Annotated in this window: 12 protein-coding genes and 3 pseudogenes; 3 read left to right on the top strand and 12 right to left on the bottom strand. The window is 53.9% G+C overall.

Going from position 1 to position 16,579, the window contains the following annotated elements; all coding sequences use genetic code 11:
• Positions 1-3: 3 nt before the first annotated feature.
• The 3 genes and pseudogenes from APU11_RS27800 to APU11_RS23220 form a co-directional block, all read right to left on the bottom strand.
• Positions 4-1,217 (bottom strand): IS3 family transposase gene (locus APU11_RS27800; protein ID WP_099516394.1). Its coding sequence is split into 2 segments (ribosomal slippage): positions 4-923 and positions 923-1,217, totalling 1,215 coding nucleotides; the frame shifts between segments, so codons are not numbered across the junction.
• Positions 1,218-1,580: 363 nt separating this feature from the next.
• Positions 1,581-1,771 (bottom strand): annotated as a pseudogene (locus APU11_RS27795) (hypothetical protein); the annotation flags it as partial.
• Between the two features lie 263 nt (positions 1,772-2,034).
• Positions 2,035-3,186 (bottom strand): hypothetical protein, encoded by a 1,152-nt coding sequence (locus APU11_RS23220; RefSeq protein ID WP_013087235.1) that lies wholly within the window; start codon positions 3,184-3,186, stop codon positions 2,035-2,037.
• 232 nt (positions 3,187-3,418) lie between these two features.
• Between APU11_RS23220 and APU11_RS23215 the strand changes: the two genes are divergently transcribed.
• Positions 3,419-4,396: a tyrosine-type recombinase/integrase gene (locus tag APU11_RS23215; RefSeq protein ID WP_013087234.1), complete on the top strand. Its 978-nt coding sequence runs from the start codon at positions 3,419-3,421 to the stop codon at positions 4,394-4,396.
• A gap of 212 nt (positions 4,397-4,608) precedes the next feature.
• Here APU11_RS23215 and APU11_RS27410 read toward each other — a convergent pair whose 3' ends face one another.
• From APU11_RS27410 to trbC, 7 genes are all read right to left on the bottom strand, one after another.
• Positions 4,609-5,025, bottom strand: a complete 417-nt coding sequence (locus tag APU11_RS27410; RefSeq protein ID WP_023338064.1) for a type II toxin-antitoxin system YafO family toxin — start codon at positions 5,023-5,025, stop codon at positions 4,609-4,611.
• Positions 5,016-5,543, bottom strand: a complete 528-nt coding sequence (locus APU11_RS23205) for a hypothetical protein (protein WP_225986326.1) — start codon at positions 5,541-5,543, stop codon at positions 5,016-5,018. Before APU11_RS23205 ends, APU11_RS27410 begins: the two co-directional genes overlap by 10 nt.
• Before the next feature lie 124 nt (positions 5,544-5,667).
• On the bottom strand, positions 5,668-6,453 hold the full coding sequence (locus APU11_RS23200) for a DsbA family protein (RefSeq protein ID WP_013087230.1): 786 nt from the start codon (positions 6,451-6,453) through the stop codon (positions 5,668-5,670).
• 27 nt (positions 6,454-6,480) lie between these two features.
• The gene (gene traI, locus APU11_RS23195; protein WP_013087229.1) at positions 6,481-11,904 is read right to left on the bottom strand and encodes a conjugative transfer relaxase/helicase TraI; all 5,424 of its coding nucleotides are present in this window, start codon (positions 11,902-11,904) and stop codon (positions 6,481-6,483) included.
• On the bottom strand, positions 11,901-13,319 hold the full coding sequence (locus tag APU11_RS23190) for a type IV secretion system DNA-binding domain-containing protein (RefSeq protein WP_239691342.1): 1,419 nt from the start codon (positions 13,317-13,319) through the stop codon (positions 11,901-11,903). The genes traI and APU11_RS23190 overlap by 4 nt, the downstream gene beginning before the upstream one ends.
• On the bottom strand, positions 13,316-14,023 hold the full coding sequence (locus APU11_RS23185; protein ID WP_239691341.1) for a hypothetical protein: 708 nt from the start codon (positions 14,021-14,023) through the stop codon (positions 13,316-13,318). The genes APU11_RS23190 and APU11_RS23185 overlap by 4 nt, the downstream gene beginning before the upstream one ends.
• The gene (gene trbC / locus APU11_RS23180; RefSeq protein ID WP_060578728.1) at positions 14,020-14,625 is read right to left on the bottom strand and encodes a type-F conjugative transfer system pilin assembly protein TrbC; all 606 of its coding nucleotides are present in this window, start codon (positions 14,623-14,625) and stop codon (positions 14,020-14,022) included. Before trbC ends, APU11_RS23185 begins: the two co-directional genes overlap by 4 nt.
• Before the next feature lie 11 nt (positions 14,626-14,636).
• On the opposite strand from trbC, the pseudogene APU11_RS23175 reads away from it, so the two are divergent.
• Positions 14,637-15,611 (top strand): annotated as a pseudogene (locus tag APU11_RS23175) (IS481-like element ISKpn28 family transposase); the annotation flags it as partial.
• 66 nt (positions 15,612-15,677) lie between these two features.
• Here APU11_RS23175 and relE read toward each other — a convergent pair.
• Both relE and relB read right to left on the bottom strand, forming a co-directional pair.
• Positions 15,678-15,965 carry a type II toxin-antitoxin system mRNA interferase RelE gene (gene relE, locus APU11_RS27405; protein WP_000323025.1) on the bottom strand — a complete coding sequence of 96 codons (288 nt, stop codon included), beginning with the start codon at positions 15,963-15,965 and terminating at the stop codon, positions 15,678-15,680.
• Entirely contained in the window at positions 15,965-16,204 is a 240-nt protein-coding gene (gene relB, locus APU11_RS23170; protein ID WP_004196370.1) for a type II toxin-antitoxin system antitoxin RelB, read from the bottom strand. Before relB ends, relE begins: the two co-directional genes overlap by 1 nt.
• A gap of 24 nt (positions 16,205-16,228) precedes the next feature.
• Here relB and ydfV point away from each other — a divergent pair.
• Positions 16,229-16,327: pseudogene (gene ydfV, locus APU11_RS29050) on the top strand (protein YdfV); the annotation flags it as partial.
• Positions 16,328-16,579 lie beyond the last annotated feature (252 nt).

Below are 16,579 nucleotides of genomic sequence, written 5' to 3'. Positions count from 1 at the left end.
TGGTCAAGTAATACTGGCCACAGTTTTACAGTAAAAATGGTATCTGTTCTCTGACTCTTCCGGCGTCAGCCCACCGTTATAATGGTGAGGTCTGACGCTGTTGTAGTAGTTCAATATGTAATCATTAATTTGCTGCCGGGCCTCGTCCTTGCCTGCGTAACCATTCGTTGGCACCCATTCTGTTTTCAGACTGCGGAAGAAGCGTTCCATGGGGCTGTTATCCCAGCAGTTTCCCCGCCGACTGACGCTTTGATTTATTCTGCAACGCCAGAGAAGTTGTTGATATTTAAGGCCTGTATACTGGCTTCCCTGGTCGCTATGGAACATGACATCCCGGGGTTGGCCACGCGTCTCATAGGCCATCCGCAGGGCACTGCTTATCAGTGCGGTATCGGCATGCGCTGACAGACTCCAGCCGATAACCCTGCGGGCAAAAAGATCCATAACAACCGCCAGATAGCACCAGCGATTTCCTGCCCAGAGATACGTAATATCTCCACACCATACCCGGTCTGGCTCCGGTACTGCGAACTGACGCTCAAGCAGATTCGGCAGGCTGGTATGCTCCTGACGGGCATTTTTATACTGATGTTTTCCGGGCTGACAACTGCTCAGGTTCAGATATTTCATCAGACGCCCGGCACGGTAACGGCTCATCGGGACGCCGTTTTGAGTCAGCATTTCAGCCAGAGTGCGCGCGCCCGCAGAGCCCCGACTTTGGTTCCACGCCCGGCGTATTTCGCTGCACAACCTGACTCGTGCCGGATTAACCGTATCGCGTCGTTTTCGCCAGTACCGGTAACTGCTGCGGTGTATTTCCAGAGCAGAACACAGGCTGACAACCGTGTGGCTGTCACTTAGTCTGGCGGCTATCGTGAACCGTTCAGCGAGTCGGACATTAAGAGCGCGGTAGCCTTTTTTAATATCGTATTTTGTTCCTCCAGACGGCGAACTTGCTTTTCCAGCTCGCGGATACGTTGCTGGTCTGGAGTAATGGGTGTGGCAGAGGGCGTAATCCCCTGGCGCTCTCGCCTGAGCTGGCGTACCCAGCTCTCAAGCGTGGTTGAACCGACATTCATCGCTTCACTGGCCTGTCGATATGAGTAGCCCTTATCAACAATCAGCTGTGCACATTCCAGCCTGAACTCAGGGGGGAAGGTTCGTTTGGTTTTCTTGTTCATTAAGTCACCTGTTTTGTGTTGTGGTGAGAATATCACCTTTCATCAGGTGGCCAAATTTAGTGTGCCACTACAACGGACGCCCATAACGACTAAAACGTTCTGGCAGAATACTGAACCTGTTTAATGAATCACTATATTAAGCTGTGTCAAATTTAAGCTGCCAGAAAAACTGACTGTCTGTGCCGGATATGCGGTTCACCGCCTGCGGCAAGGGTTTAATGCGCAAAGCTCAAGTTGTTTATAAAAGTGAATAGTTTTGTGGCTCTACCCTGCCGCCCTCCTTTACGGCCTAGTGGGAGCGAAGCTGCAAAATGCGAATTTTAATAAATAGTGAAGTTTAATCCGGCAAAACAATCAGATTTATCCTCTAAAGGTTCTCAAGATGTTCCTTTTGTTTTTTTAAGCCTGAAATTCTGTGTAACTTCCAATATATGAAAGGTGATCGCTAAGGCAGTCACCGAACTCGATAATAAAACCACTAATCGCCAGTCGCCAGTTCTGGAGCGGTATACTCCATTTTTTCGACGCATCCTTGATCGGCAGAGATATAATCTTCCGTACCGGTCATCTGTCGGGAACATTTTGCGTTTATAACTTGATAAGGTACAGTGGATCCCATATATGTATATTGAGGATGTCCCTCTGAAACTCAGGAATCCGTATCATGGGTTTAAAACCAGGTCCCAAACCAATTGCCAAGTCAACAGGAAAGCCAGATCAACGTCGTCGCGATAATAAGGATACGCCCGGTAATACACCCGGATTGAAACCCAGTAAATCTACCGGGAAATGATAATGAAGGGTATAAGTTTCGTACTTATACCCTTATTAGGAACGAAGTTGCAAACTTCGGTTACTGGAGTGGAACATCCCAGCGTTTTACAGCTGTCGCTGAAACCGGTACGCAGTAAGCGGCATCTTTCTGGAGTTTAAGCCTGACATCTGTATCGAACTCAGAATCCAGCGGATTAAATTTCCAGCTTTCCCTATAGGATTTGATTATTTCTTCAGGGCAAAGAAAACTGAATTGATTGGTGGTAAATATAGAAACAGCCCGAACCGAGTAATATTCTCCTGCTTTGATTTTTTTCCTATCCCAAACTGAATTAGAAAAAAACTCCTCCGGATACTCGCTAGATTTTATAATATAGCTGTGGGTGCTGAAATCACTTATACCTGAAAGTTTAATGACGGAATGAGTAAATATAACAGGTAAAACAGTTATTTTTGTAGAAATAAATAACAGTATCATCAGAGACACTATCAGGGAAGTGCTAATTTTTTTGGGGAGTTTATCCTTGGCATCCATTCTGAGGTAAACGAGGCCAGGCAAAATTGTCATAAAAAAAACCATATAAGACATGAACGCCATTCCGGCCACGATCCTGAAACTTACCTTTTCAGTTGAAGCAGAAATATTCCTGAATACTATTTCCAGTGGAAACACCTGAAGATGCGCCAGCAGTGCTATACAGAGCGGGATGGCCACATAAATCTGGCATCGCCGCATCCATCTCACCTTCGTATTTTTAATTGATAAGTCGTGTTCTAGATATTTTCGGCTTATCAGGCAGGAAATAATTATGGTCAGTACACCGATACTTAGCAAAGACAGCCAGCCTGAATTATTTTTTACGGCCTGGCTGAAATCGAAAGCATAGTAAAATACATAGATAAACGCCATCGGGAACAGTCCTGACAGCATCAGTATCGATAAAAAGTTATTCTGAATTTTATTGTATGTAGGAAGATTATTGATGTCCAGAGGAATGATAATCGGCATGAATATAGAGATTATAAAAAAGATAAATAACAGAATCGCTAATGAGAATACGGCTGCGCAGCAGACCATAGCGAATAGACTCTTGATGCTCATCACCTCAAAGAAAACATCGAGTCTGTCAAGACGACTGAAATATCCCCAGAGCACAGTCAGCGCGATCCCTGATATGATGCCAGACGGAGTTAATACCGAAATTAACAGCGTCTTCCATTTTTGATTCATTGTTAACATTCCCTCTTTATTATGGTGGTTAAGCTAAATTAGCAGCGTTACAGCGTACAGGCACCTACCCGAATCTGACCGTCAACAGCTGTTCGAGCTGCAATGACCGAAGAATGGTTTCAGTTTTTTCTGCTTATTAAAATGTACCTTTGAAAAAGTAGACTTTCTGCGGTACGCTCTGACAGTAAGTTTGCCCCCGATTTTTTACGCAGCGCGCCGGACGGAGCCCGACATGATCCTGATTCCCGATGACGAACCGGAGCTGAGTCTGCCCGCAGCCAGTGAGGAATTCCTGCCGGCGCTGTCAGGTGAGAATGCCCCGGTCAGCCCGGCCCGGGCCTACCTGCTTTCACTCAATTCCCACCGCAGCCGGCAGACCATGGCCTCGTTCCTGAACATCGTCGCCGTTATGCTCGGAGCTGCCTCCCTGGAGTCCTGCAGCTGGGGCAGCCTGCGGCGCCATCACGTGATGGCCGTGACCGAACTGCTGCGCGACACCGGCCGGGCCACCGCCACCGTCAACACCTATCTTTCGGCACTCAAGGGCGTGGCGAAGGAAGCCTGGATGCTCAGGCTGATGGACGTGGAGAGCTTCCAGCACATCCGGGCGGTCCGTAACCTGCGCGGCAGCCGTCTTCCGCGCGGCCGGGCCCTGCCGCCGGAGGAGATCCGGGCGCTGTTCGGTGCTTGCGAGGCCGATGACTCCAGCATTGGGGTGCGCGATGCGGCGATGCTGGGTGTCATTCTCGGCTGCGGCCTGCGACGCTCGGAGGCCGTGGGGCTCGATTTGTGTGACATTGTCACAGATGAGCGGGCGCTCAGGGTACTGGGTAAGGGGAACAAGGAAAGGCTGGCCTATATGCCGGCGGGCACCTGGCAGCGGCTCAGAAAGTGGATCGATGACGTGCGGGGAGAAAAAGACGGGCCGCTATTCACCCGTATCCGCCGCTTTGACACCCTGACGAACGACCGGCTTACCGACCAGACGGTGTACCATGTCCTGCAGGTGCGCCAGCGCCTGGCTGGGATTGCAAAATGCGCACCGCACGATTTAAGGCGAACCTTTGCGACCTCCATGCTGGATAACGGCGAGGACTTAATCACTGTAAAGGATGCCATGGGGCATGCCAGCGTCACCACCACCCAGCAGTACGATCGCCGCGGCGAAGCGCGCCTGCGCACGGCTCGTGACCGTCTGGATCTGATATGAACTTAATAACATACCAAGATGATAAGTTAACAAGATAGTGTGCAAAGATGCTCGCAGGCTGCGCGATTTTCTCGAATGGTTCAACAGTGGAACTTCCGTTAAAGTAGGTCTGCCGGTTATCCTGCTTCCCCTTCTGAACCGGGGTGGTTTGGATATGCGGGATGGCCGGTCCTTTTCGTTCTTTCGCCGGGTACCATATGTGATTTTGAGGGTTATGAAGCGTGAAAATCTTCTGCAACTTCAGAAAAGTAGCTGAGTAACCGGGTATCTCTCGCTGGCATACGTTCATGAGCCGGTGTTATCAGCCCCATCAGCAGAAAGCGGCCGCTATCCCACATGTGTTCTGTGTAAATGAGATAATGATCTGAGGTACGGTTGTAATTCTCTTGTCTGGCACTCCAGGTGAGCTGGAAATGCAGATTAACGTGAATATGCTGGACGTTAGCATCGACAGCGAATGGCGGGAAATCAAAGGGGGCGTCCCTTCCAAGGAGATTCGACGGTGCGCCAGTTGATTTATACGTGATGAACTCTGCCTGTAGCTGACTCTCCAGCTCAGGGTAAACGGCAAACGTGGGCTGGAAAAACGAATCCCACGTGACATGACTGTACTCAGCCGTTAACGCCATTTGGCCGCAGCCCTGTCGCCTGAATCCAGCAGGTGATTCATGGCCGAGAGGTTGATTCCAGAGTCACGCACTTCTGTCGTTCGCGTGATTTGATCAATCAGACTAAGGTAGTTTTTGGTCGCAAGACTGACCATCTTAATGGCCTTAAAGAACGCAAACTCAACAGAATTCCTGTCATACGACTGAATGATGTTTTTTTCCGGCAACATCAGAACAAAGGACTCTGCGATACCTGCGACATGGATAGTATGATTTCTGATGTCGCTGGCGACTTTGATAGCGCCGGAGAAATCGCTGTCTGCATACCGGGCCAGCTCAATGCGACTTGAGCGTAATTCTTCAGCTACGTCATTGAGAGCAACAGTGAGCTCGCTGATATCGGTTTTGTTGACTCTGGAGCCCATTTCGTAAACCCGTTCAACAATCGTAGGCTGACACGCAACCGCTTTGGGTTGCGGCTGGAAACTGGCAAGAACCAGTGCCACTGCGGCCTGCAAGTGCTGGATTTTAAATTTCACGACGACGGACTCCATAATCATCATCTCTCGACGAGGCGCTGCATTTTACTACTGAACTTAACTATATGCTAAAAAAAGTTGGTTGCATATGTGGCTGGCACAGCAAACAGGAAATTGAAATCCTCTATCTGGCCGTGGCTTTCAGGATTGCTGCCTGGAGTCTTTCAGCGGTTACGGCTTCCGGGAAAACCGTGATGGTATCAGGAGTCGCTCCGCTAACGGGCATGACGATGATCCCCGGCGTTCCGGTGAGTCCCAGCGCCTCAGCCAGGTTACTGTTTTTCTCCAGGGATGCGGTATGGTCGCCAGGAGCTGGGGTGGTCAGTCCCGCCTTTGACGCTGCTCCGTGAATATCCTCCGCCGTCAGTTTGCCTTCATTATGACCGGTGGCGTAGATGGCATTGTGATAGGTGACATAGGCCTGCGGCCCTTTCTTTTGCCAGACCGTCAGCCCCTGCTGTGCTGCCTGAAATGAAGCTTCCCAGCGACCACCAAAAATTGGCCACTCCTTAAAGTGGTAGCGGACGTCCGGCTGCGCTTTCATAACCTTCTCCAGCTCCGGCGCAAAGCGGCTGCAGAACACGCACTGGTAATCAAAGAATTCAATCACCGCGACTTTTGCATTTTCAGGCCCGTAAGCCGGTGTGTCCGGATCATGCAGAAGGTTCGCCTGATTCTCCATCACGCTGAGTGCAAACATTTTCTGCTTACGTACCTCCTGCTGTTCCTGCAGCTTTTGACTGACCGTCACGAGAATCTCCGGGTGGGAGATCAGATAGTCGGCAGCGATTTCTCCGATACGAGCCTCCTGCTCCGGACTGAATACCGCCTGAGGGGCCGAAGCGTGTGCCATTGAAACAAAGCCAATGTATGTTGTAACTATTAATGCAGTTAATTTGTTTGCTTTCATAGATTGATTCTCATGGTCAAAAGGGGATTAACGTTCTTTCTGAATGGTTCGGGTGAGAGTCTGTTCTTCACGCTCCGGCGTGCGGCCGCGTTCAGTATTTTCTGCCGCCCTGAGCATGTCGCGTTCCGCGTTTGCCAGATCTGCAATCACACGCGATGCCCGCGACTGTTCACCGGATGCCTTGTCAGCACCTTCCAGCTCACTTCTGACGCCTGCAGCGGCTTTTATTTCCCGTCCATCGGTGTTTTCCTCACCTCTCACCCTGGCGATTACATCTGCATCTGGGTTGAGTGGTTCCGGTTTACGCGGGTTAATGTCTTCCGGTTTCAGTCTGATCACCTCTTCCTGTGGAACTTCCGCTAGCAACGACTCCGGCTGCCTGCTCCGACTGGCTTCTTCATTGCGAACCAGGTCTGCCAGCATTTGCTCACGCAGCTGCTGTACGCTCTGTTCGTCCGTCAGCGTGGAGACAATACCTGGTGACACATCCTGTTTTGTCCCACCGCTTACCTTAAGCAGCCATGCTGAAGGTGGTTCATCACCGGTTTGCCAGACCACGCCGTCCTTTGGATTATTTCGTACTGCATCGAGTGCAGCCGTCAGGTCGCTGGCCACTATCGTGTTTCCGGACTGACTCCGCTGCAGCACGGCGCCACGGGCGCGTTCTGTCATGACCATCCGGGTCTCACCCTGCGTCATCCGTCCTTCCGGGCTGGCAACCAGGGAAACCAGGGCCAGGCCCGCACTCCTGCCATTGTTGTCATACACCGGCAGCGCCAGCGCCGGTTCAGGAAAGCGCCGGGTGGCCGGGATGATTTTTGCCGTCAGTGACGCATCCTGCATGCCCTGATGGCGCACCCAGGCGCGACCGATGGCCGTTTTATTCACCGGCTGCCCCATTGCCCAGATGGCTTTCGCCTGTTTGCGCTGCGTTTCTGGTGCCAGCGCATCGTGCGCCGTTTTGATATCACGCTCCGGCGTTTTTACCGCCTTAACCCAGTCCGCTTTCCCGTCGGTGTATATCTGGACGTGCTCTTTCACGCGTGAGGCTGAAATGTAGAAGGCACGACGGGAAGCCAGTGCCTTACGTCCGTCTTTCGTGCCCTCAAGCGCAATGACATAATCGCTACTGGCCCCCTGTGCGCCGTAGCCGGTGACGGCCCAGCCGTAGTCGAGATGCTGCTGCGCCCGGACCTTCTCCGGATTGATGGTGACGCGACCGTTCTCCCCCTTCAGACGGATATTCCCCTCCTCGCTGACCGACTCCACCGTATAGCGCTGGTTGGCCATCTGCCCCTGTTCGCGATCGGTCGCCGTGAACTTAAGCAGATCGCCGGAACGGACTTCCATCTCGCTGCGGCGAAACAGCTGCACGTCACCGGTGATCAGCTCCTTCGGTGAAACCAGAGCAATCTTCCCTTCCTCATCACGTACCGTCACCGTGCTGCCGTTACGGTCAACGGCCACCACATCCTGGTAGCGGTCACCGCGTTTAACCACCATTCCCGGCTCCCAGGCCTCTGTTTTATTGAACGCATGGCGGGTATGGGTGATTTTATCGAGCACAGGCACCTTAATGGCCTTCTCCCCCAGTTCTCCCCGCGCTGCCAGCGTGGCATGGATGCCGGCATTTATCGCCTTACGGTCGGCGTTCAGCTGCGCAATGATGAGCGTACGGGACCGCGCCTCCGGTGTCCGGTCCTTCCAGTCAGCCACGATGTCGTTAACAGGCGTTTCCGTTTCCTGAATCGCACTCTCCGGGAGCGCGGCTGAAGCGCTACGCGCCACGCGGTCAGCCGGCTGGGTTTCAATCCGCTGCAGGGCCGCATCGATCCGGTTATCAATGATGTCGTGAACGGCGCCGCGCAGCTGCAGGTCTTTCTGACGGACGATTTGCTTCATGATGGCCACATCCATCGGGCTGCGCTCCTGCATCAGCTTAAACGGCGCGCCCACGTCGACCGCTTCAAACTGGTCGATATCCCCCATCGAGACTGCACGTCCGCCGCCGCTGGCAATGGCCTGGAACAGTGCCGCCGTATCCTGGTTGCCTGCCATTGATGACTCATCGATAAGAAACACCTGTCCTTTATAGTCAGGCTTCCCGCCTCCGGCCGTCGCCTGGTCATGCTCAACGACAAAGGATTTGATGGTCTGCGCCCGGACACCGACGTCGCTCATTTCTTTCACCGCCTGGTGCGTAGGAGCAAGCCCCGTCATCACCGGACGAACGTCCGCCGGTAGGGTCTCCAGTGCAGATATCACCGCCTTCAGTTGAGTGGTTTTCCCCACGCCAGCATAGCCCTGAATCCCGATAAACTGATCCGTGGTACCCAGCACCAGGGTGGTCGCCTTTTTCTGTCCATCCGTCAGGCCGTTCAGCACGGCCTCCGGTACCTGTTCCAGCAACGGCTGCTGCGTACCTTTCCCTTCCTCCACCACACGCAGAATGGCTTTCTCCATCTCCCAGGTGGACCGGGAAACCAGTACCGGCTCTCCCCCTGCGGATACGGACAACAGCTCGCCATTTTTAATCATCGCGCCAATTTCATTCCCGATGGCTTCAAGGTCGGGATGATATTTCTGCGCTTCCGTCGCCAGCTTAAGCTCGCTGATCACCACGGTGCGCTGGTCGTTAATGGCACGCCAGACGGCCAGGCCCGCGTCAGTCCGGACTCTGTCATGTAGTGAATCAACCGCCTGACTGATGTCCTGGTGACCGCTCAGGTTTCTGACCAGCTGCACGGGAGAGGCATTTGTCTTCATGCGCTGCAGCCGGGCTTCAGCCCGGTCCTGTACTTCGGCTGTGAACACTTCCGCCCGGTGGCCACTCTGTGCCAATGAGTTCATGGTCTGGGTCGATATGTCGCGGCTGTTCAGCGCGGCCAGGACCACCCCGGTGTCGTTATCCCGTCCACCCGGCGCGGTCACGTAAGCATGTGACAGATAGAGCGGCTGGTCTTTTGGCAGCGTCAGGGTGTCTTCCCCCCGTTTCACCTCAATCCCCTTTTCACTTATCCCGGTCACCTCAAGACGATCTTTGGCCTTCAGGCTGTGCTCGCGGTCGCCCGCCACGGACAGCAGTTTTTCGCCGGTGGCCACGCTGAGGGTTTCACGGCTGAAGAGACGCCAGTCAGCGCTGATATCACCGATTTTCATCCGGGTCAGCACGCCATCACCATCGATGAGCGAGAGGACTCGCGTATCCTCATGCACCCGGTCAATCACATAGGACTTACGCTCTTTTGCGTCCGCGCGATCTTCAAGCACCATGCCGGGACGGTATGAACCGGGCATGCGGCGCGTTTTGCTGTCGAGCCAGACCGGCTGCCGGGCCTCTATCTCCACGCCATCGCGGCCCAGCTGCCCTGCGTTCTGCAGCGCCTCACGTACCAGGCCCGTCAGCTGTGCCTGTTCACGTCTGCCGACCACGACGGCGGTGACGTTTTCAGTTCCTCCGCTCAGCTCTGCAAACCGGTTGGCCAGCGCCTCGTAACGGTCGCGTTTGTTCGGAATACTGACCACTTCGGCCTCCAGTCTGGGCGCCGGCTCAGTGCGGCGGGAGCGGGCAACCCCCGCGGACTCCAGTACGGACATGGCATTACCGTTCGCCTGACGCCCGGCACTGTCGAGAAAGACCAGCTGTGCGTCCTGCGCGCGCGCTTCGCCCAGCAGAACCAGCGTCTCCTTTAGCCCCAGACGCTCTGCCCCTTCGATAATCAGCGTGCTCTGGGGTTTCAGGTGGAAATCACCGCTCAGAACATGCTGCCGGCTGATAATCCGTTCCCGCAAATCGTCGGATTTCGCCAGCGAAATGGCGCGCTCGGCAGAGCTGGCCAGCACCTGAACGTCACGACCGTTCGCGCCGGCAATACCGGCCAGCTGCGCGGTCAGGTCCCGGATACCCGCTACGCCTGACGGGGCATTCATCAGAACCAGGGCGTCTTTCTCCACGACTTCCAGCGCCGCCGGCGCGTACTGCGCCGGACGGGTGAAACTGACGACTTTTGTGGATTTGAGATGTTCCTGACTCAGCGCCTGGATCGAGAGTTCATCCAGCAGGTGAATACGGGAGGTGAAGACCCCTTTCTCACTGTCCAGCGGCACAATCATGCCGTCCTTCAGCGCCGCATCGATGGCCACGCGAATATCCTGAATCTCCGGCAGCTGTTCGCTCAGCTCCGCCGTGGTCATCATCAGCTCGCCAAAGGTGAAGCGCGTTTTACTGTCGCTGAGCTGCGAGATGGCCAGACGGACAGCCTCAGTCAGTTCCGGGCGGGGTATTTCAGTGTCCAGCTGCGCTGCAGGAAAGCTCCTGGTCGCCGGCGTCTTTTCGGGTCTGGTCTGTGCCGGCTGACTCAGCGTGTCAATCTGCTGTGGTACAGGCTGACGGGACTGGCTCTCCCGTTCTGCGGGTTGAGCAGGTGTATCGACGCTCTTTTCTGCCGTGGACGACGTCTGCAGAGAAGCCAGTTCAGGCCCGGCAGGAACCGGCTTAGCCAGGTGATCTCGCTCCGGATGAGTCGCGGTCTCACGAAGACCTGCATCACGCGGCACCACGCTCTCCTGATACGCCTTCAGGTCAAATCCCTTCTCCTTCATCTGGCCCAGCCAGCGCTCCATCAGGCGCATACGTGAAGGGTCAACTTTCGCCCTGCGGGTGTCTTTGGCGGCCACATCCCGGCTGCGCAGCGTGGCTTCAGCCCCCACGGCCCCCTGAATTTCCCGGCCCCGTGAAGAATATTCGTCCCTGACGTCTTCCGGAACGCCCATGATCTCCCACATACCATGCTTGCCTACTTCTTCCACTTCATGACCGAGTGCTTCAACCCGCTCACGCAGCGCGCTGCGATAGATTTTCCCGAGCGTGACCTGGTGCTTCATGACGGTCTCGATAAAGCCGGCGTTATGGATATAGTCCGTGGCCAGGGCTTTCCATTTGCCCGCATACTCCGTCATGTTGGCAATCAGGAGATGGGTGTGCAGCTGCGGGTCAAGATTGCGCGAGGTATCATGCGTATAGGCGGCCGCTACCATCTTGCCGGTGTGTACGATGGACGTAACGCCGTCTTTCGTATCGCGGGCCGAGATGAGCTTCTCCACATAGCCGGCCGCCACACGGACGGCGTGATTATGCGCCTCCACCATTTCTTTATCGTTACCGATGAGTGCCAGAATAGACACGCTTTTGGGGGCTGAAAAGGTCAGGTCATGACCCGGGCGGTGGACATGCTGTCCGTTAACCTCCTTGCCAAGCCGTGAGCCGTCCGGAAGACGCCCCTCGAGCACGGCCGTCAGATCATCGCCACGGACATTGCCCTCAAGGCCCAGCGCTTTTGCACCTTCCCCCATCCAGAGGCTCTGAAGGCTGCCCAGAAAATAGTAGTTATCGGAATTGCTGTAGTAGCCTGCAGCCTCGCCGGCTGACGCTACTGGGGCGACTGACATCATAATTCAGGCTCTCTGTCGTAATAGTAATGGTCGTTTTCGTCGTAACCCGGATCGTCCGCGTGACGGTGAAGTAAAATGTTCTCTTCTTCCTGCGCCAGCTTGCGATGTGTGCTGTGGGCTTCATCCGGGGTTTGCGGTGTCACTGACTTCCCTGCCGTCGTCAGACTCAGGCCACCGTCAGGCAGTGCCGTCACCTTCATATCCAGGTTCATGGATTCGCCCGCATTCTCGCTGGCCTGATCTTCGCCTCCGTCTGAGGTGGCTCCGGTACTGAGCCGCCGTTTCAGCATTCCCAGCGCGCCAGCCGCAGCAGGCTCGGAGGGAATATCCAGCTGGGTTCTGCTGCGGATTTTTTGCAGTGCTGCTGGAATTTCCGGATTAAGGGACGCGGTCCCTTTTTGATGATTTGGTGCAGGTTTCGAGGGCCGAAGAGAGACAACATTGTCTTTTTTGTCTCCGGTGACAGGGGCTGTCACCGGCCTGTGATTTTCAGTTACTGCTGGTTCTTTTCGCGATATGTCTGGCTCCCTGACTGGTACTGGCTTCCGTTCAGGCGCAGCGCTGCGCGAGGGTTTCGGTTCCTCCATTCGGGTACGAGCCACTTTTTCGACGACCGGTGTTGCCTGTGAGCCGGATGCCCCTGCAGAAGAAACCGGAGCGGGACCGTCATCTGCAGAGGATGTCTCGCTCCCCTTCTCCAGCACTTCGTCACCGGTCGGGAACGTCAGACCTGCAATGGCCGCTGCACGCTCATTCTCCTGAATAACCCTCTCCAGCTCCGGGCTGAGCGCATCGCGGATATTGCGCTCGATAAGGCCAGCATGGCGTTTTTTGAATGGACGGTATTTCAGCTTCAGACGGACGACCGGATACTCACCCGGGAGGCGCACGTAGAAGTTGAGGTTTGGCAGACGCATGATTTGCTCGTAGTCGACAATCGGGTTATTCACCTCGTCCTTACCGAGCGACACACCGTCACGCACCTGATCCAGACCGTAGCTGTTCTGCTCACGGATTTTGCGCTTACGCTGGTTGCCCAGCTCCTCTTCAACTACTTTGGCCATCTCGGCGCTCGGCGAACGTCCGTACATACGGGTGTTCATCAGGTCAAAGATGCTTTTTGCCAGCTCGCGGCCGTAGACGTGAACCAGTTGCGCCATGTTCTGCATTCCCAGCACGAAACATCCGCCGAATTTACGTGCTTCCGCCAGCGTTTCAGCCAGCTCCGGGATGCGCTGAAGGCTCGGGGCTTCATCAAGAATGAACCACACGCGGCGCTCACTGTTTTCCCCCATGCTCTGCAGTAACAATGTGGCCAGCGACACCCAAAGTGAGATCAGTGGTCGCACACTCTTGCGATGTCGGGCCTGAGTGGAAATAAACAGCCAACTGTTGTCATAACGCTCCTGCGTCATCCACTCCCGAATGGTGAAAGGTGGCTTGGTGCCGTCATCCAGACCCTGAACCAGAGATCGTTGCTGAACGCTAAATGTTTCTTGAACGTGTAATTCATCGTCGCTGAATACACCGTTCCTTCCGGCATGCTGTACGACACTTCCGGGCTGCTGACGTCCAGATTGTCTGAATCAATGGTGATGGTCTTATAGCTGTAGTTATCCTCATAATGCCCGGTGATACTGGCTGTTCTTCCGCACGTCTGGATGGTGGCCACATCCCGATCGCAGGTAAAGTTCTCAAACGTCGATTTTGATACCGTCGTCTCCTTACACTGCTGACTGGTGCCATTCATGATCCCGCCTGCCGTACCCTCCGCATTTTTTCCGATGGTAATAAAGGGGGCGTTCGGGTCAATTGTGGGGGCCGGGTTTTTGGTACCGGAACTGATCACCGACTGTGCCGCATCATTTCCCTGCAAGGCCGCCTGCCCTTTGTTTGCCAGTCCGCCGTCGCCGCCATTCACACCGCCGTAATACCCTTTCTCCGGTGGGTTAGCGGTATAGCCTGGTATTGTTCCTGTGACGGTACCCGGATTTTTCAGGACCCCCGTACCGGCGGAGGCATTGCCCTTGCCAAAACTCGCACCCGCCTCAAAGGCTGGATCGGCTGCACCAGCCAGGAGCGGGAAAAGCATCAGCATCGTTGAAAGGAGTTTTTTCATCTGGCAGCCTCCAGGAGATGGCGGGCTGTTGCTGCACAATCACCGCTTTCTGCCACCTTTTCCAGCGCCTGCTGCAGGGGCAGACTTCCCCGGATAACGTCATGATGGCCAGGGCAGGTCACCACCAGGGCGGGCACCGTGGTGATGTTGTACTGAGTGAATAACGTTGGATCGATTTGTACGCCGGCGTCCTTGTCCTCCTTATTCAGCTCAAACATGGCCGCCGCAGTCTGTCGCATGTCGTTATTGACCAGTCCACGCAACGTTGGCGGTATGTTGAAACGACGGGCATCCTTCAGCATGGACAGCAGACCTTCGCGCGGAATACCGAGGCTCACAAAGTAAATAGCCGGGAACGTGTCTTTTTCCCCCATAGCGTTGGTTTGCGCGGCGATATCGCCCTGCAGGCGGCTAATCAGATCCTGTTGTCGCTGTGGCAACACAGACCAATCTGTTGCCGGATGGCCCTGCAGGTCTTCCTTCATGGCGGCCAGCGCGTCCTGCTGACCTTTGATCCAGCTATGGTCGGAAACGGAAATATCGGTCTGGGCGCTCGCCAGAGCCAGCGGCGCGAAAGCAATCAGGACGCCGATCGTCAGCAACTGCTTATGCGATGAAACACTCTCTTATGCCCGAGATTGCGAAGTTAAGAATGAAGGCTCTGAACTTCTGGGATAAGCACGGGATCCGTGCCGCAGCTGATGCTTTAGACGTATCAACGCGAACACTCTACTGGTGGCGCCGGTTACTGCGCACCGGTGGTCCAGAAGCACTAATTCCAAGAAGCAAAGCCCCTCTGGTTCGCCGTTCAAGGCACTGGCATCCTGATGTACTCAAGGAGATCAGGCGTCTGAGAACTGAGTTACCCAATCTCGGCAAAGAGCAGATTTTTGTCAGGCTGAAACCATGGTGTGAAGCGCGGCATTTTACCTGTCCCAGCACGTCAACCATTGGAAGAATCATTGCTGGTGCTCACGATAAAATGCGGATGATCCCCGTACGCCTCAGCGCCAGGGGCAAAGCCCGGTTGATAAAAAAACGCTCAGTGAAGCCCAGAAGACCAAAACAATACCGCCCGGTAAAAACAGGCGAACTCATAGGGATGGACGCGATTGAACTCAGGATGGGGGACCTACGCCGCTATATCATTACCATGATCGACGAGCACAGCGACTATGCGCTGGCCCTTGCGGTCCCTTCACTCAACAGCGATATTACCAGCCATTTCTTCAGCAAGGCCACAAAGCTCTTTCCTGTCGCTATCAGACAAGTTGTCACTGACAACGGTAAGGAGTTCCTCGGTAACTTTGATAAAACGCTACAGGAAGCCTCGATTAAACACATCTGGACCTATCCGTACACACCGAAAATGAATGCGACCTGTGAGCGATTTAACCGGACACTTAGAGAACAATTTATTGAATTCAATGAATTGTTGCTTTTTGAGGACCTGAATTTGTTTAATCAAAGAATGGCTGAATATCTGGTGCTGTATAACAGCAAAAGGCCACATAAATCACTCGAACTGATGACGCCAGTGGACTATATTTTACGTGAGAGTAAAAATTGCAATATGTGGTGGACCCATACATCTCCTGTCAACGCAAAGCAGAAGTGTCACCATCGGTGCGAAACAGAGATGTCATGCTTTGGTTCAGAGAATGCGTTTGACCGCCTCGCTATATACTTCCGAGCGTTCTCTTTTCCCAACAGAAATCACGAAAACGACAACTTTCTCGTCTATAACCTGGTATACAAGGCGATAGCCTGAAGACCGGAGCTTAATCTTGTAACAATCAGGCATACCACGGAGCTTGTTTGCTTCAATCCGGGGTGACTCAAGTACTTCAACCAGCTTCTTTTTCAACTGTTCACGTACCGTCGAGCCCAGCTTTCGCCATTCCTTTAGTGCCCGCTCGTCAAAATCCAGAAAATACGCCATCAGAGTTCATCCAGCGTCACACGTACTGGCTTAGGATTACAAAGTCGTTCTTTCACTATCTCCACAAGTTCAGCATCTTCATCACTCAGGAGTGTCTGTTTGAACGGCAAGCGTTCATTGTCAGCGATATACTCGAGCATGAGACGAAGCGCTTCAGAAGGAGTTACGCCCATTTTTTCAAGCGCGGCGTAAGAACGCGCTTTAAGTTCATCGTCAATACGTAGGTTAATGCTACCCATGTCTTACACCCCTTGTAATTACAAATGTCATTACAAGTATCGCACTACAACATGCTTAGGGCAAGTCACGAAGTAAGTCAGAAAGTAGTCGTAAGAACGGTGATCACTGTCCGCTTTGTGCCAGAAGTGGACGGCAGGATTTGTTGAACATTTCAGACAAAACCAAACTCAAAACAACTATTGAAATCAAGCCAGCATAGCGGATACATTACGCACGTTGTTACTTTGTATCATCAGGATGCCGTTAATGACCTGCTCCCCGTTGATTAGTACACCCCGATGTTAGTAATGTCTTCATAAGCCACATGAGGACATCCCCATGAAGAAGCGTTTTTCCGACGAACAGATCATCAGTATTCTCCGCGAAGCCGAAGC

Source organism: Enterobacter sp. 50793107, assembly GCF_001463365.1.
Taxonomy (GTDB): domain Bacteria; phylum Pseudomonadota; class Gammaproteobacteria; order Enterobacterales; family Enterobacteriaceae; genus Enterobacter; species Enterobacter cloacae.
This window is presented reverse-complemented; position numbering and strand designations above follow the sequence as displayed.

Excerpts from the sequence above, each read along its gene's own strand:
- APU11_RS23220 (WP_013087235.1), bottom strand. The coding sequence starts at position 3,186 with ATGAATCAAAAATGGAAGACGCTGTTAATTTCGGTATTAACTCCGTCT.
- APU11_RS23215 (WP_013087234.1), top strand. The coding sequence starts at position 3,419 with ATGATCCTGATTCCCGATGACGAACCGGAGCTGAGTCTGCCCGCAGCC.
- APU11_RS27410 (WP_023338064.1), bottom strand. The coding sequence starts at position 5,025 with ATGGCGTTAACGGCTGAGTACAGTCATGTCACGTGGGATTCGTTTTTC.
- APU11_RS23200 (WP_013087230.1), bottom strand. The coding sequence starts at position 6,453 with ATGAAAGCAAACAAATTAACTGCATTAATAGTTACAACATACATTGGC.
- traI (WP_013087229.1), bottom strand. The coding sequence starts at position 11,904 with ATGATGTCAGTCGCCCCAGTAGCGTCAGCCGGCGAGGCTGCAGGCTAC.
- APU11_RS23190 (WP_239691342.1), bottom strand. The coding sequence starts at position 13,319 with ATGACGCAGGAGCGTTATGACAACAGTTGGCTGTTTATTTCCACTCAG.
- APU11_RS23185 (WP_239691341.1), bottom strand. The coding sequence starts at position 14,023 with ATGAAAAAACTCCTTTCAACGATGCTGATGCTTTTCCCGCTCCTGGCT.
- relE (WP_000323025.1), bottom strand. The coding sequence starts at position 15,965 with ATGGCGTATTTTCTGGATTTTGACGAGCGGGCACTAAAGGAATGGCGA.
- relB (WP_004196370.1), bottom strand. The coding sequence starts at position 16,204 with ATGGGTAGCATTAACCTACGTATTGACGATGAACTTAAAGCGCGTTCT.